Source organism: Streptomyces sp. NBC_00210, from assembly GCF_045160975.1.
In the GTDB taxonomy this organism is placed as follows: domain Bacteria; phylum Actinomycetota; class Actinomycetes; order Streptomycetales; family Streptomycetaceae; genus Streptomyces.
Genome location: NZ_CP108120.1, coordinates 7845335 through 7860671 on the forward strand (window position 1 = coordinate 7845335; position 15337 = coordinate 7860671).

Annotated in this window: 12 protein-coding genes and 1 pseudogene; 5 read left to right on the forward strand and 8 right to left on the reverse strand. The window is 69.9% G+C overall.

The features are described 5' to 3' along the window. Positions 1-138 precede the first annotated feature (138 nt). Both OG729_RS35485 and OG729_RS35490 read left to right on the forward strand, forming a co-directional pair. Positions 139-1590, forward strand: coding sequence for an amino acid permease (locus OG729_RS35485; protein WP_360877983.1), 1452 nt, complete (start codon positions 139-141; stop codon positions 1588-1590). Between the two features lie 40 nt (positions 1591-1630). After that, on the forward strand, positions 1631-2512 hold the full coding sequence (locus tag OG729_RS35490) for a GNAT family N-acetyltransferase (RefSeq protein WP_405810063.1): 882 nt from the start codon (positions 1631-1633) through the stop codon (positions 2510-2512). A gap of 42 nt (positions 2513-2554) precedes the next feature. Here OG729_RS35490 and OG729_RS35495 read toward each other — a convergent pair whose 3' ends face one another. Beyond that, complete coding sequence (locus OG729_RS35495) at positions 2555-3772, reverse strand: DUF6777 domain-containing protein (protein ID WP_405810065.1); 1218 nt, start codon at positions 3770-3772, stop codon at positions 2555-2557. A 202-nt stretch (positions 3773-3974) separates the two neighbouring features. Between OG729_RS35495 and OG729_RS35500 the strand changes: the two genes are divergently transcribed. Next, positions 3975-5243, forward strand: coding sequence for a streptophobe family protein (locus OG729_RS35500; protein WP_405810067.1), 1269 nt, complete (start codon positions 3975-3977; stop codon positions 5241-5243). Between the two features lie 7 nt (positions 5244-5250). On the opposite strand, the gene OG729_RS35505 is transcribed toward OG729_RS35500, so the two are convergent. From OG729_RS35505 to OG729_RS35520, 4 genes are read right to left on the reverse strand one after another with little or no spacing between them, the layout of a single operon-like run. Next, positions 5251-6267: a serine/threonine-protein kinase gene (locus OG729_RS35505; RefSeq protein WP_405810069.1), complete on the reverse strand. Its 1017-nt coding sequence runs from the start codon at positions 6265-6267 to the stop codon at positions 5251-5253. Further along, positions 6267-6869 carry a hypothetical protein gene (locus OG729_RS35510; RefSeq protein WP_405810071.1) on the reverse strand — a complete coding sequence of 201 codons (603 nt, stop codon included), beginning with the start codon at positions 6867-6869 and terminating at the stop codon, positions 6267-6269. Before OG729_RS35510 ends, OG729_RS35505 begins: the two co-directional genes overlap by 1 nt. A gap of 13 nt (positions 6870-6882) precedes the next feature. Continuing rightward, on the reverse strand, positions 6883-9228 hold the full coding sequence (locus OG729_RS35515; RefSeq protein ID WP_405810073.1) for an FHA domain-containing protein: 2346 nt from the start codon (positions 9226-9228) through the stop codon (positions 6883-6885). Between the two features lie 9 nt (positions 9229-9237). Further along, positions 9238-10089 (reverse strand): hypothetical protein, encoded by an 852-nt coding sequence (locus OG729_RS35520; RefSeq protein WP_405810075.1) that lies wholly within the window; start codon positions 10087-10089, stop codon positions 9238-9240. 222 nt (positions 10090-10311) lie between these two features. Between OG729_RS35520 and OG729_RS35525 the strand changes: the two genes are divergently transcribed. Further along, positions 10312-11247 carry a lytic polysaccharide monooxygenase gene (locus tag OG729_RS35525; RefSeq protein WP_405810077.1) on the forward strand — a complete coding sequence of 312 codons (936 nt, stop codon included), beginning with the start codon at positions 10312-10314 and terminating at the stop codon, positions 11245-11247. 156 nt (positions 11248-11403) lie between these two features. Here the strand turns inward: OG729_RS35525 and OG729_RS35530 are convergent. The 3 genes and pseudogenes from OG729_RS35530 to OG729_RS35540 form a co-directional block, all read right to left on the reverse strand. Beyond that, positions 11404-11903: pseudogene (locus OG729_RS35530) on the reverse strand (alpha-mannosidase 2C1); the annotation flags it as partial. A gap of 9 nt (positions 11904-11912) precedes the next feature. Continuing rightward, complete coding sequence (locus OG729_RS35535; protein ID WP_405810079.1) at positions 11913-13253, reverse strand: 6-phospho-beta-glucosidase; 1341 nt, start codon at positions 13251-13253, stop codon at positions 11913-11915. A gap of 3 nt (positions 13254-13256) precedes the next feature. Further along, positions 13257-13892 carry a putative glycolipid-binding domain-containing protein gene (locus tag OG729_RS35540; protein ID WP_405810081.1) on the reverse strand — a complete coding sequence of 212 codons (636 nt, stop codon included), beginning with the start codon at positions 13890-13892 and terminating at the stop codon, positions 13257-13259. 210 nt (positions 13893-14102) lie between these two features. On the opposite strand from OG729_RS35540, the gene OG729_RS35545 reads away from it, so the two are divergent. Next, positions 14103-15317 (forward strand): DUF2993 domain-containing protein, encoded by a 1215-nt coding sequence (locus OG729_RS35545; protein WP_360877864.1) that lies wholly within the window; start codon positions 14103-14105, stop codon positions 15315-15317. Positions 15318-15337: the final 20 nt, after the last annotated feature.

A 15337-nucleotide genomic window follows, 5' to 3' on the forward strand; every position in this document is an offset into this window, starting at 1 on the left:
ATTGGTCCTCTCGTCCCCAACTCCCCACCCCCGAATGGAAAGGACGTGATTGTGTCCGAGCGCACGTCATTCTCCCGATTGAAAACCCGTCACCAAGACGATCCGGTCACGCTCGACGACGACGCCACTCTGCATGCGATGGGCTATCCGCGGAAACTCACCCGTAGATTCCGCGCATTCGACAACTTCGCCATCTCCTTCACCATCATCAACATCATCTCCGGAATCTTCTCCGCCTTCGGTTTCGGAATGGGCGCCGGCGGTCCGCTGATTCTCATCTTCGGCTGGATCGGCGTGTCGGTCATGGTGCTGTTCGTCGGCGCCGCGATGGGTGAGATCGCCTCCGCCTATCCGACCAGCGGCGCCCTTTACTTCTCCGCGGGCAAGCTCGCCAAGCGGCACCGCGGCGCCTGGTCCTGGTACACGGGCTGGCTCAACTTCGTGGGTCAGGTCGGCGGCACGGCCGCCACCGGCTACGCGGCCGCCACCTTCATCCAGGCGTACCTCACCATGCAGTGGCCCGACTACGAGGTGACGGCTCAGCGCACCGTCCTCATCACGGCCGTGATCCTGCTGATCCAAGGGCTGGCCAATACCTACACAGTCCAGCTGGTCGCAACGCTCAACCGGATCTCCGTGTGGTGGCTGCTGATCGGCATGGTGACCATCGTCGTTGCGCTGATCGCGGTCCCGACGCACCATCAGCCGGTTTCGTTCGCGACCCATTTCGTGAACAACACCGGGTTCACCAGCGGCATGTACGCCGCAATGCTGGGCCTGCTGGTCACCAGCTGGACCTTCACCGGCTTCGACGGCAGTTTCCACATGTCCGAGGAGACGGTGAAGGCAACGGTCAACACGCCCAAGGGCATCATGCGGGCGATCGGGTACTCCGCGGGCACCGGTCTGATTCTCATGCTCGCTCTGGTGTATGCGATCCGCGATTACGCCGCTACAGCGAGTTCCGCCGCGCCGCCGGTGCAGATTCTCATCGATGCGCTTGGCATGGGCACCGCGAAGCTGTTGCTGCTGATCGTGATCGGCGCCATGCTCTTCTGTGGTCTGGCCAACATGACCAGCAATACCCGGCAGATCTTCGCGTTCTCACGCGACGGCGCGATGCCCGGCTCTCGTTGGTGGCATTCCGTCTCGCTGCGTACGCGTACGCCGGTCAAGGCGGTATGGCTCGCGGCGGCCTGCTCGCTGGTGCTGGTCGTCCCGGCGTGGTGGTCCCACACCTCCTTCACCGCGATTGTGAGCGTCAATGTCGTGGGGCTCTATCTCGCCTACGGAGTACCGATCTTCCTGCGGCTGCGGCTGAACGACTTCCAGCCCGGCCCCTGGAACCTCGGGCGGTACGGCAAGCTGGTCGCGGGGATCGCGGTGACCTGGATCGTGCTCAGCAGCGTGCTGTTCATGCTGCCCCAGGTCTCGCCGATCACCGGCTCAACGTTCAACTACGCGCCGATCGCACTGGGAGTGGTACTGCTCATCGCCACGGTGTGGTGGTTCGCCACCGCCCGCCGGCGCTTCCAGGGGCCGGTCAGTTACGGCAGCCCCGACGAGGTCGCCGCCATGGACCTGATCTGATCGACAGCACACGTCAACCACTGGAAGGGACACAGCACGCATGAACCCCCTCGGCGAAGCCCCTCAGCCACACGGCCCCGGCGAACTCACCGTCACCGTGGCCTCGTTGGAGGAATGGCACCAGGTGGCGGAGTGGGCCGCCGAGGAAGGGTGGAATCCCGGCCGCGGCGACGTGGCATGCTTCCACCCCACCGACCCCACGGGTTTCTTCATCGGCCGCCTGGGCACCCGGACGGTCTCGGCCGTCTCCATCGTCAACTACTCGGATCAGTACGCCTTCCTCGGCTACTACCTGGTCCATCCCGAGCACCGCCGACAGGGCCTCGGCCTGGCGACCTGGAGCGCCGCCTTCCCGCACGCGGGCAAGCGCACGATCGGCCTGGACGCGGTGCCCGCGCAGCAAGCCACCTACGAGCGCGCCGGGTTCAAGTCCGCGAACGACACCGTCCGCTACGGCGGACGTCCCGAGCGGTCGGGCACTGCGGCGGAGTCGGTCGTGCCTGTCACGGCGGAGCACCTCGACGCGATCGCGGCATACGACCGGGAGAGCTTCCCCGCCGACCGACGGGCGTTCGTCACGCGTTGGCTCTCGGCCGCGGGACACATGGCGTACGCCCGGCTGCGCGACGGCCAACTCACCGGCTACGGCGTGATCCGCCCCGCCCGCGACGGTCAGCGAATCGGCCCGCTGTTCGCCGACACCCCCGAGGACGCCGAAGCGCTCTTCGACGCCCTCACCGCCCACCTGGGTCCGTGGGACGAGGTCTCCATCGACGTCCCCGAACCCCAGCGGGCCGCCGTCCGACTCGCGACGTCCCGCGGCCTCGAGCCGCGCTTTCACACCGTGCGCATGTACACCGGCCCGGTCCCGCCGACCCGGACGGAGCGCACCTACGGCGTCACCACGCTCGAACTCGGCTGAGACAGGCCCTGGAGAGCACACGCGCTCTCGCCTCCGTCTCCGCTACGACGAGGAGACGGAGGATTCCGGGGCCAAGGTCAGGGCTGAGGCCGATGTCGAGGTTGACGCTGACGTCGAGGTTGACGCCGATGTCGAGGTTGAGGCCGAGGACGACGATGCGGACGACGACTCCGGGGTCGTGGAGCCCGACGAGGGAGTCTCGGGAGACGACGGCGAACTCGGCGGACAGGGGCTCCCCGGCGGCTGCGGCGGGCAGGGCGACTGCGACGTCTCACCCGGCGACGGCGAGGACGTGTTCGGCGACGGGGACGAGGGCGGCCGGGTCACGGGCGGCGGCGGGACCTTCTTGTCGTGGCGGCCGTACTGGTCACCGTGCTTGCGGGCGAACCAGTCGTCGCGGTACGGGTCGTAGACGATGAAGACGTTGATCACCGTGACGGACGGCTGAACCTGCACGATCTTCGTCGGCTGGAATCCGGACCATGTGGGGCCCGTCAGCCGGACGTTGCCCTGCTCGACCGGAGGCTTCAGCGGATTGCCGCAGGCGCAGCGCACGCGCGGGACGCCGTGGTTGTCGACGAGCACGGCCGTACCGGCCTGGAGCACCGACTGATAGGTCGTGGGGCCGCCGTTCTCGTAGCCGTGGTTGGTGACCCGCGTGTCGTAGTTCAGCCGAAGCGGGGTGAGCCCCCGCAGGTACCCGGGTACCTGAGCGGGGCCAATGCCCAGGACCGAGGCGAAGGCGCTGTTCTTGGCCGGGTCCGCGGCCAGGTAGCCGATCTGTTTCTCGACGTTGCAGCTGGCCGTCTGCTGCGTCCCTCCGTACACGCCGGCCTCCGAACCGCTCAGGTTCCTCGCCGGTGGCGCGGGCGGATCCTCGGAGGGAGCCTTGTCCGTCGACGGAGGGGTGAAGGGATGCTCGCCGGCCGAGTTGACGGGATCTCTGACGATCTCGCCGGCCGAAGCCGTGCCGCCGCCCCCCGGACGGGTGAAGACGACGATCAGCACCACCGCGGCGGCCACCGTGATGGCGATCGCCGCGATTCTGGGGACGGAACGCCACCAGGGGCCGCCGGGCTCCGGGCCGGGACCCTTCTCCGGCCCGCCCGGTCCTGCGCCGCCGGGTGGTACGGACGGGGGACCCGTCGGAGTTCCGGGCATCGTGGGGGGCGGCGGCGTGGGCCCCTGCTGCGAGGGGCCGGAGAGGGGGCCTGAGGGGGGTCCTGTCGGGCGGCCGTTCGGCGGCGGTTCGGCAGTCACGGGCGGCTCTTCTTTCCAGCGTAGGAGTCATTCAGCGCGGGAAACTCGACACAGGCATAGGAGTGAATGCAGGCGAAGGTTACAAATACCCGTATTCACGCATAACGTGCCTATTGTGTGCCTCGCACCCGTACGGCCCGCAAGCCGACGCGGTCGGACCTCCCAACGGGCGGAGCGCCCGGCCCCTGCTTAGCGTGGCAGCGTGAGCCAGCAGCAGACCAGCGACCGGGCCCGCGCTACGCGCGCCGTACACGGCTGGGGCAACGCCCTCGTCGCCGTGCTCGCCGGGCTCGTCGCCCTCGCCGTCACGGCCGCGCTCGGTTTGTGGGCGGCAGGCGCGGCCGACCTCCCCGACGGCGCGTTCCCGAACGTCGTCGCGGCCGTCGTCGTCATCGCGGTCGGCGGCTCGGTCGAACTCTCCGGAGACGCGGGGTTCATCGCCCAGACGAACGCGGACCTCGATGTGCTGCCCCTCTCCGTCACCCTGGCCGGGGCCCTCGTCATCGCCACCGGCTTTCTCCGTCCGCTGCGGCACCGGGCCGTCGCCGGCACCCGCGAACTCCTCGGCTGGGCGGCCCGGCTGGCCGTCCTGTGGGCGCTGGCTCTCATCGGCCTGTCGGTCCTGGCCCGCCACACCTTCGACATCCCGCTGGGCGAGGGAACGATCGCCGACATCGGCGAAGTGCTCGACTCGTCCCCCAAGGTAGGCTTCCGCGCCGATCTGCCGCTCACCCTCGTCCTCGGCATGGTGTGGTTGGCGGGTCTGCTGATCCTCGCCCTGCTCGTATCGCGGAGGGCTCCGCTGCCGGTCCGCCTGGTGCGCTTTCACGAGTCGGTCCGCCCGGCCGCGTTCGCCATGGTCGCGCTGCTTCTCGCGTACGTCGTCGTGGGCGTCGTCATCGGACTGTACGTCGCGGCGACCCGTGGACACGCCGCCGAGACCTTCGCCGTGATCCTGCTCGGACTCCCGAACCTCGTCTGGCTCGCCTTCACGCTCGGTCTCGGAGCCTCCTGGGAGGGCCGGGTGAACGGCCCCTTCGGGCTGCCCATGCCGGAGGTGCTGGACTCGGTGCTGCGCACCCCCGAGAACTCCACCCTCAATGTGAGCTCGCTCGCCGACTACGACGAGCGGGCCTGGTGGCTCGTCGTAGTCGCCGCGGTGATGCTGCTGGGCGCTGCGTTCGTCATGGCCGCGCGCTCGCCCGCCCGGATGCGGCCCTGGCAGCACGCCCTGCACATGGCGGTGGCTCTCACCCTCACCGTCCTGACGATCTGTCTCGTCGCCCGGGTCTCCGCCCACTACAGCCTGTCCCTGCTGGGCATCGGGGACCTCGGCGGCAGCCTCGCCGGGCAGGTGACGCTCTGGCCGCATGTGTGGACGGCGCTCGGCCTGGCGGTGCTGTGGGGTCTGATCGCCGGTCTGCTCGGCAGCCTGCTCGCCCTGCGAGTGCGCCGCCGGGGCGAGGTCTGACCCCCGCTCACGCTCCTTGGCCAGGGCCGCGGAAGACCGGCTTCGCCCAGCGCGGCGGCTGGGGCGGCGGCCCGGGATCCCAGGTCGCCTTGGCCGCGTGCACATCCAGCCGCGTCGGCGGATGGCCGCCCGTCTCCTGAGCCGTGCCCGCGACCCGCAGTGCGGTCACGAACTCCAGGCAGCTGTCGAACCGGTCGTCGGGCGACTTGGCGAGTGCCTTCGCCAGCACATCGTCGACCGCGGACGGCAGGTCGGGGCGTTGACCGGTCAGCGGCGGGGGAGGATCGTACTGATGCGCCCACAACAGCGCCATGTCGTCATCGCGTTGGAAGGGCGGGGCCCCGGCCATGGACTCGTAGACGACGCAGGCGAGGCTGTAGACATCGCACCTGCCGTCCACCGGGCGGCCCGAGATCTGCTCCGGGGCCACATAGTCGAGGGTCCCGACGAACTGGCCGACCGTGGTGAACCCGGTCAGCGACAGTGACTTCTTCGTCAGCCCGAAGTCGGTCAGATAGACATGCTCGGGGTGGTCGCTGTCCGTGCCCGCCGCAACGAGGATGTTGCCGGGTTTGACGTCCCGGTGCACCAGGTCGTGGTCATGGGCGGCGTCGAGCGCGGACGCGACCTGCGCCGCGATCCGGCCCGCCGCCTGCACCGAGAGCGGGCCCTTGCGATCGAGAAGCGCGCGCAGATCCTGCCCGGCGACGTAACGCATGGCGATGTAGAGGATGCCGTCGGTCTCGCCGGCCTCGAAGACGGGCACGATGTGCGGATGGTCGATGGCGGCGGCGACACGCGACTCGTGGGTGAAGCGCTGCCGGAAGGTGTCGTTGCGGGCGAGCTCGGGGGCGAGGAGTTTGAGAGCGACGGTGCGGTCGAGCCGTAGGTCTTTGGCGCGGTAGACGACGGCCATGCCGCCGCGGCCGATCTCGCTCTCCACGAGGTAGCTCGCGATCTGCTTGCCGAGCACGTCGGACGGCCTCCCGACAGGAAGGCTCGAATCGCGGGAACCACGGTCCATCAGTCGTCACCGGCCGGTCGGCCCGATTCCGGTGTGGCGCCCCGGGCAGGGTCGACGACCTGCGTCGGCTCCGCCGCGCTCGGGCCCGGCGCGCCTGCGCTCGGGCCCGCCGCGCCGCCCGGGGCCGACCCCGCTGCGTAGGTGCTCAGCCGCGACCCGTCGCAGTACACCCAGCGCTCGTGCTCCGCGTCGTACAGCCACATCGACTCGCCGTCCACCACCACCCCCATCCGCAGTCCCTGCGTCCGGCGGCGGAACGTCTCGCCGTCCGTCCCCGCGGTGGCGACGTCCTCCGCGGCGCGGCGGTACTGGCTCAGCGATTCCGCCACGCGGCCCAGCAAGGGACGTGGATTCTCCGTGCGGGTCATTGGGCCACCGGGCGTCGGAGGGTCCTGCGGTACGGAGACCAGCAGGCGGCCGTCCACCCATGCCGACCAGCCGTTGGCACACACGATCCGGCCCCAGTCACCCCGTCGGTCGACCAGCTCCACCGGGAGCAGCGGATCGAGCGGGTCGGTGGGCCGGGACGCGTCGGCGGTCTCCCAGGCGGGCATCCCGTCCCTGGGGACCACATGTGTCGGGCGGAATTCCTCGATCGCCATGTGGGTCCCGCTCCTACTTCCGCATGATCGCGGGCTCATGGCGGCGCAGCAGTTTGGCGACCGCGTATCCGAAGACGACGGAGAGCACGACCAGCATGCCCACGTTGAGCAGCCATACCCCCGTGGAGTGTTCGAAGAGCGGATCTGCCGTCAACTTGCCCGGAACGAGGCGGGACAGCCCGATCGTCCCTGCCATCGCGCCGAGCGCCCAGCGGGACGGCACCAGCCAGGCCAGCTGCTCGACCCCCGGCACCCCGTCCAGCTTCAGCAGCGCCCCGCAGAACACGACCTGCACGATGGCGAGGAGCACCAGCAGCGGCATCGTCACCTCCTCCTTGCGCACCAGCGCGGAGACCAGCAGGCCGAGCATCATCGCCGTGAACGACAGCACCGCCACGGCCAGGGTGATCTCGGCCAGCGGCGGCATCAGCACCCCTTCACCGTTCGGTGCGGACAGATCGACGCCGACCAGACCGACGAGCGTGAGCACCACCGCCTGCAGCACGGTGATCGTGCCCAGCACCACGACCTTGGACATCAGATACGCGGATCTGGACAGCCCGACGGCCCGTTCTCGCTGGTAGATGACCCGTTCCTTGACCAGTTCCCGTACGGCATTCGCGGCGCCGGTGAGCACCCCGCCCACACACAGGATGAGCAGCGCGTTCATCGCCGTCTCCTGGGTGAGCCGGCTGCCCGCCAGCGCGCGGGTCATCGCGCCCATCACGAACGGCAGCGCGATCATGATGATCAGGAAGGTCCGGTCCGCGCTGAGTGCGGCCGCATACCGCCGCACCAGGGTCCGCAGCTGCGCCCCCCAGCTCTGCGCCTTCGGCGGCGGCGGGACGAAGCCCGAGGCCGCGGCGGGTGGCAGTTGCGGCTGCGCCGTCGAGTTCGAGATGTACTGTCGATGGAAGGGGGACTCGCGATACGTCCCCGCCCAGTCCCGCTCGCGGTCGTTCTCGAAGGCCTCGAACGCCTCCGGCCACTGCTCGAAGCCGAAGAACGCGAGCGCGTCGTCAGGCGGCCCGTAGTAGGCGATGCGGCCGCCGGGTGCGAGGACCAGCAACCTGTCGCACACCTCCAGACTGAGCACACTGTGCGTGACGACGATGACCGTACGCCCGTCGTCGGCGAGGCCGCGGAGCATATGCATCACCGAGCGATCCATGCCGGGGTCGAGCCCCGAGGTCGGCTCGTCGAGGAAGAGCAGCGACGGCTTCGTCAGCAGCTCCAGGGCCACGCTGACCCGCTTGCGCTGGCCGCCCGACAGGCTGTGGATCGGCTGCGCGGCCCGTTGCTCCAGGCCCAGTTCGCGCACCACCTCGGCGACCCTGGCCTGGCGCTCCGCCTTCGCGGTGTCCTGGGGAAAACGCAGCTCGGCGGCGTATGCCAGCGCCCGGCGCACACTCAGCTGCGAGTGCAGGATGTCGTCCTGCGGCACGAGGCCGATGCGCTGGCGCAACTCCGCGTAGTCGCGGTACAGGTCGCGGCCGTCGTAGAGGACGGTGCCCTGGTCGGCGGGCCGGAGCCCGGTCAGCGCGTTGAGGAGCGTCGACTTTCCGGCGCCGCTCGGTCCCACCACGGCGAGCAGGCACTTCTGGCCGACGGGGAACGAGACATGGTCGAGCAGTGTCTTACGGCCCCGGTCCACCGAGACCGCGAGGTCCTGCACGTCGAGCGAGACCTCACCGGTGTCGACGTATTCCTGCAACTGGTCGCCGACCAGGCAGAACGCGGAGTGGCCGATGCCCACAATGTCACCGGCCCCGACCTGGCCCCGGTCGACCGGCTGACCGTTCAGAAAGGTGCCGTTGTGCGAGCCGAGGTCGACGATCTCGTATGTGCCGTCCGGGAGCGCCTGCAGCTCCGCGTGCCGGCGTGAGACGACCAGATCGTCGATGACCAGGTCGTTGTCGGTGCCCCGGCCGATGCGTACCGTGCGGGCGGGCAGCGGCCGTATCGTCGTCGGCGCCCGGAAGGTCCCGGTCGCCGACGGCATCGAGACGGCCGACGGACGGTCAGCCACCCGCGACGGCTTCCGGCCCACGAGCACTGCCCGCGGGCCGTCGGCGGGACTGCCGAACCGGATGACGCTGCCGGGACCCACCCCCCACTCGTGGATCCGCCTGCCGTCGGCGAATGTGCCGTTCGTGCTGTTCTCGTCCTCGAGCGTCCAGTGGCCGTCATCGGGCCGCAGCACGGCGTGGTGCCAGGACACCCGGGCATCGTCGATGACGATGTCGCACAAGGGGTCGCGCCCGACGTGGTAATCCCGGCTCGGGCTCATCACGGTGAAGCCCGTGTCGGTTTCGAGGACGAGCTCGGGCGCAGTAGGCGCGGCAGGCCGTTCTCCCATGTTCGAATTCTAGCTATTGGTCCTCATATGCGCCCACGCAGTGCGGGGCCGGGACTGGTAGAGCTGGGTGTAGTAGCGGCCTCTCGTCTCAAGACCGGCGGGGTTGTGACCGGCGAGCAGGGTCTGTTCGATGGCGTTGCGCTGTTCCGCCGGTCCGGTGAACAGGCGCTGCGGATAGGTCTGCGCGGCCGTCTCGGTGAGCAGGCCGTGGTCGGCCAGACAGGTGATCACCGGCTGGTAGGAAACGGTGCGCAGTACGAATGCGGCCACCCAGAGGGGCAGCCCGGCGCAGTCGAGCAGGGAATCGAAGGTCCGGTGGGTGATGTACCCGATGCCTCCGGTGACCGTGATCAGCCCGGCGCCGGCGACGGCGCGGCGCAGCCCGTGGCTCGGTGGACGGTGCTCCAGGTTCTCGGCGTACGCCTCGTCGAGCAGGCCGACCGCCACGGCGTAGCGGACGGCTTGTCCGGCGGCGTCGAGGCCGATGACCGGGGTCGCGTCCGCGCGCCGCCGGGTGGCGTAGAACTCCTTGTCCCGCTCGATGAGTTCGTCGGGGGTGAGGCGCTCGGCCTCGGGGCCGGTGTAGTGCGCGTACAGCTCGGAGAGCGTGAGGTGGTGATTGAGAAGGGCGGCGTTGATGCCGTACGAGCAGCACAGGTCGAGCACCGTGACGGGGGCGCCAGCGCCGTGGGCGGCGGCCCGCTCGGCGCGGGCGCGCCGGAAGACGTCCTGGGCGTGGTGCGGAATCTCGTACCGCAGGGGCGCGAGCCGGCGGAAGTAGGCGCGAGGGTCGGGCTCGTTGTAGATGTCGTCGAACCGGCTCTTTCCCGGTGTGGTGGTGCTGCTCCGTCCTTGGGCCATGTGGCGTACCTCCGCGGGCTGGGGACAGGTGTGCGCGCAGGAACCTCTATCGGACATGCGGGCGCTCCGGTAGAGCGCGGGGACACAACCGGCCACGGCTGCACGGATGTTCCCGGCGTTTGTCGTCCGTGTCCGGAGCGTTTGACTCCGCGGTGAACGCTCCGCCGGGTTCCGTCGTAATACACGGCAGCCTGTCGAGCCCACTCAGGAGGCCTGCCGCGCATGACTCATCATCGCATTGCCGCTGCCACCGCGCTCGCCGGTGTCGTGCCGTTGGCGCTCACGATCGTGGCCGCAGGGCCCGCCCGGGCACACGGTGCGCCGACCGATCCCGTCAGCCGGGTTGCCGCGTGCAGCCCGGAGGGCTCGCAGCACGCGTCGGCCGCGTGCCGGGCAGCCGTCGACGCCAACGGAGGGGCGGAGTTCGAGGCCTGGGACAACCTGCGGGTCGCCGATGTCCGGGGCAGGGACCGCGAGTTCATCCCGGACGGGCAGCTGTGCAGCGCGGGCCTCGACGCGTATGCCGGTCTGGACATCGCCCGTAAGGACTGGCCGGCCACGCCGCTGAAGGCGGGTGCCGACTTCACCCTCACCTATCAGTCGACCATCCCGCACAAAGGGACGTTCAGTCTGTATCTCACCAAGCAGGGCTACGATCCGGGCGCGCCGCTGCGGTGGGACGATCTGGCGGCGGAGCCTTTCGCCACGGTCACCGATCCGGAGCTCAAGGGCGGTGCGTACCGGATCTCCGGTCGGCTCCCGGCCGATCTGACCGGCCGTCATGTGCTGTACACGGTATGGCGGAACAGCAGCACGCCGGACACCTACTACTCGTGCTCAGACGTGGTCATGCAGGGTGACGGCGCGGCACAGCACGATGGGCAGGCGGGCGGCGGGCAGCAGAGCGATCCGTCCGCCCAGGGACAGCAGAGCGGTCCGCCTGCCGAGGAACAGGAACAGGGACAGCAGAGCAGTCCGCCGGCCCAGGCACAGCCGAGCAACGCCCCCGTCGTCGTCGAGCCTGCCGGGCGGCAGGCCGCAACGTCGGCGGCCGGTCAGGACAATGAGCCCGCCATCATCGCCGGCGGGGCCGCCGCCGTGCTCGCGCTGGTCGCTGTGGGCGTGTCCGTACTCCTCCGCCGCCGCGCCCAGTCGTAAGGGGCCGAAAGACACCCCTACGTCCGCGAGAGCCGTAGCGTCAGAATCTGGAACGGCCGCAGCGTCACCAGCACTTCGCCTTCCCTCACGGTCACGGACTCGCCCGGCAGCGCTCGCTCCTGCGAGCAGGCGAAGACGAACTCGTCGTACTCCTCGGCCGGCGGTGGCCTTGTCGCCGAGCGGGGTCGGGCCGCGAAATCCGTTGGCGAGGATGTCCGGGTTGGACGCGGCCTCGACGAGATAGTCGATCCGCTCCCCGCCCACGGCAGGGCGGGCGACCGGGACGTACTGGTTCTGCGGATTGACCGCCTTGAGCGGACTGCCGTCCACGGTGTGGACCAGGGCCTCGGCCTGGTTGCCGGGCCGGTCGCCGACTAAGCCGAGGTCGAAGACGGCCTCGACGCGGCTGCCCGCCCACTCGGCGGGCACCTCGCCGCGGACCCGGAACCAGGTCGTGCCCCAGGGCGGGCCCCACGGGTCCCCATCGCGAACGGTGCGTACGTCTGTGCCGCGGCCTCGGCGAGCGGCACGGGCTCGTCGGGAGCCGCCCAGGCGGCGACGTCGAGGGGGAGCGAGGCCGAGTGGACGGCCGTCTTGATGCGCTGCTGAAGGAAGCGCTCGACGCGATCCTCGATGCGGCGGCGTTCGTCGTGCATGTGCGGCTCCTACCTCAGATACGCGAGCGCGGGGTGGACGCCGGTGTAGCCGTCGACGAGACGGCGGGCGACGGTCACCGAGTCGATGAGGGGATGCAGGGCGAAAGCCTTCACCGCCCTCGCGCGCGAGCCGCTCCGGGCGGCGGCCAGTACTTCGCGCTCGACGGCCTTGACGGCGCAGACCAGGCCGGTGGCGTGCAGCGGGAGCGGGGCGACGGGGGCGGGGTGCGCACCGTTCGCGTCGACAAAGCAGGGCACCTCGACGACCGCCTCCTCGTCCAGCATGGACAGGGTCGTGCGATTGCGGACGTTGAGGATGAGCGTGGTGCGCTGGTTGTGCGCGATGGCCCGCATCAGCGCGAGCGCCACCTTTTCGTAGCCGCCGGACTCCAGATCACTGGGGTCGCGTCCGCCCGCTCCGGCCGCCTCGCGGTTGTGTGCCATATAGGTGGCCTCGCGCTCGGCGCGGGTGCGGTCCCAGGTCTTCAGGGCCGGGGCGTCGGGGCGCTCCATCTCCGCGTAGAACCGCGCCTGTTGCTGATGGAGGAAAGCCCCGCGGGTCTGCCGCGCGTCCTGGTAGGCGCGTACCGTTTCCCGGTTGAAGTAGTAGTAGTGCAGGTACTCGTTCGGGATCGCGCCGAGGGACCTGAGCCAGTCGGGGCCGAAGAGTCTGCCCTCCTCGAAGGAGCCGAGCAGCTCGGGGTCGGCAAGCAGCCGGGGCAGTTCGTCGCGGCCCTCGACGCGCAGCCCGGTCAGCCAGCCGAGGTGATTGAGGCCGGCGTAGTCCAGCCACGCCGTGCCGGGGTCCGCGCCGAGAGCGTGGGCGACCCGGCGACCGAGCCCGACCGGCGAGTCGCAGATGCCGATGACGCGGTCGCCGAGGTGGCGGGCCATGGCCTCGGTGACCAGGCCGGCCGGGTTGGTGAAGTTGATGACCCAGGAGTCGGGGGCCAGCCGGGCGACACGGCGCGCGATGTCGACGGCGACCGGCACCGTGCGCAGTCCGTACGCGATGCCTCCGGCGCCGACCGTCTCCTGGCCCAGGACGCCCTCGGCCAGGGCGATCCGCTCGTCGGCCGCGCGGCCTTCGAGGCCGCCGACGCGGACGGCGGAGAAGATGAAGTCGGCGCCGCGCAGCGCCTCGTCGAGGTCGGTGGTGACCGTGACACGCGGGGCGTCCGGCACGCCGTGCGCCTGGTCGGCGAGGACTCGCGCGATCGCGGTCAGCCGCCCGGCGTCCAGGTCGTGGAGGGTCACCTCGGTGATGCGGCCGTCGGCGTGATCGCCGAGCAGCGCGCCGTACACCAGCGGCAGCCGGAAACCGCCGCCGCCGAGGACCGTGAGCCTCATACCTCAACCACCTTCAGTTCTGCCTCGTCGAACGCCGTTGCCGATGCTGCGCTGGTGATCACCTGTGGTGGCCACCGGCGCATGCCGGTGCGCCAGCCCCGGATAGTCGACCACAAGGCCCTCCGCGTCGAACTCGATGTCCCTGCGGAAGTCGCCCGATGCGAACCGGATGCGCGCACCGCTCTCGGTGCGCGCGAGGTGGGTGTAGGTCTGCCGTGACGCGTGCACGGTCAGATCCGGTACCGAGACCCAGGCCGTCAGGAACGTCCGCTCGCCCGGCGCCAGTTGGAGACCGTGCCGCAGCACCGGCATGGTGTTGGTGAGCGGACACCGTCCGAGATCGCAGTCGAGCGCGCCGTCGACCTGGGGCACATGCTCTTTGTTCGCGGTCCACCGGCCGTCCCCGTCGTGCAGCAGCCGCAGCTCGCGCGAACCCATGGCCGTCGCAGCCCGCACATGCAGTTCACGGGTCACGAAGTCCTCGCCCGTGTCGAGGTCGTAGGAGAGCCAGTACACCTCCGGCCGGGTCCCGACCGCACGTCCGTGGGCCTGGAGGGTCGTGCCACGGAACTCGATCCATGAGGTCTCGTATCCCTGGCTCTCCGTGACTTCCCAGGTGAGGACGTGCGAAGTGACCATGCACCGAGCCTAACGAGCAGGCGGCGGGCTCGCCGCCGCGCAATGGCGCGCCGACGGGAATGCCAACCGAATGGACGGCCTCGGCGGGAGTGAATCCGATCACTGAACACCGCGGCCACCAGGGAGTTCGTGGTCACTTATTGGCTTGAACCATTACGCAGACCCGGTAGGACTTGCGTTCGAGGGTGGTCCGCGTGGTGGGATGAGGCGATGCGACCCCCCACACGCATATCAGCGCATTCCCGAAATCCATACGAAGAGCTCGCTCAACTGGCAGATCCGGAACCGGACTACGCGAACTACGTCCCCAGAGATCCGCTGGAACTCGGGCTCACCTCGGACCTCGACGACGATGACGACTGGTCGCCGCCCAACCATCGGGGCAGGAGCCGATTCGCCGCGCTGCCCGCGGTGGTGAAGGTGACCCTCGCGACCCTGGTGTGCACCCTCTGTCTGCTGCTCGCCGACCGCCTCGCCGAGGCGTACGCACAGACCAAGGCCGCGGACAAGCTTCAGCAGTCGCTCGGGCTCGCCACCAGGCCCGAGGTCGACATCCACGGCTTCCCCTTCCTCACTCAGCTGCTCGACGAGCGGATCGACCAGGTCGACGTCACCGTGCCCGACGTCTCCGCCGACCGGGTCTCGCTGGCCGAGGTACGGGCCACCGTCAAGGATGTACGTATCGTTGGGGACGCGCCGACCTCGATCAAGGGCGCCGTCGTCGGAAGGCTCGACGGTGAGGTGCTGCTCTCCTTCGACGACCTCAACCGTGAACTGGGCGCCTCACAGCTGAAGTTCACCGGCAGCGGTCCCGACGCGGTGCGCGTCAACGGCGAACTCGCGGTCGCCGGCCAGGATCTGCGCGTACGGGCCCAGGCGCGCATCAGGCGCGACAACGGCCGGGCGCTGACCACCACCATCGACGGCATGGAGCTCGACATCCCGCGCGTGGCCACCTACCGGCCGGGCAAGGACCCGGAACACTCCGGTCTGCGGCTGCACCGCGAGGCGGCCGAGCAGATCAGCCGGGAAGCGGCCCGGCTGAAGGGACTGCTCGCGGTGCCCGCGGTGATCGACCGGCTCGGAGTGCCCAAGGAACAGGTGAGCAGGGCGCTGCGGAGCGAGGAGGAGCTCCACCGGCTCACCAACGCCCCGAAGTTCATCGAGCGGCTGATGAAGGTCAATCTCGTCGACGTGGTGATCGAGCACCCGCAGCTGCTGCGGAAGGTGGGCGTCGACCCCGGCCTCGTCGAGGCGCTGCTCGCTCTAAAGCCTCCGGAGCTCTCGGAGCGGCTGTCGCTCTCCTTCGAACTGCCCCGCTCGCTCAGCGAGTTGAACCTGCGGGACATCACCGTCGAGCGCGAGGGCATCAGGGCCCGTGTGGTGGGCTCCGGCCTGCGCATCGGGCAGTCGGGCGCTTCGTGACGTGACGCGACGGCTTTTCC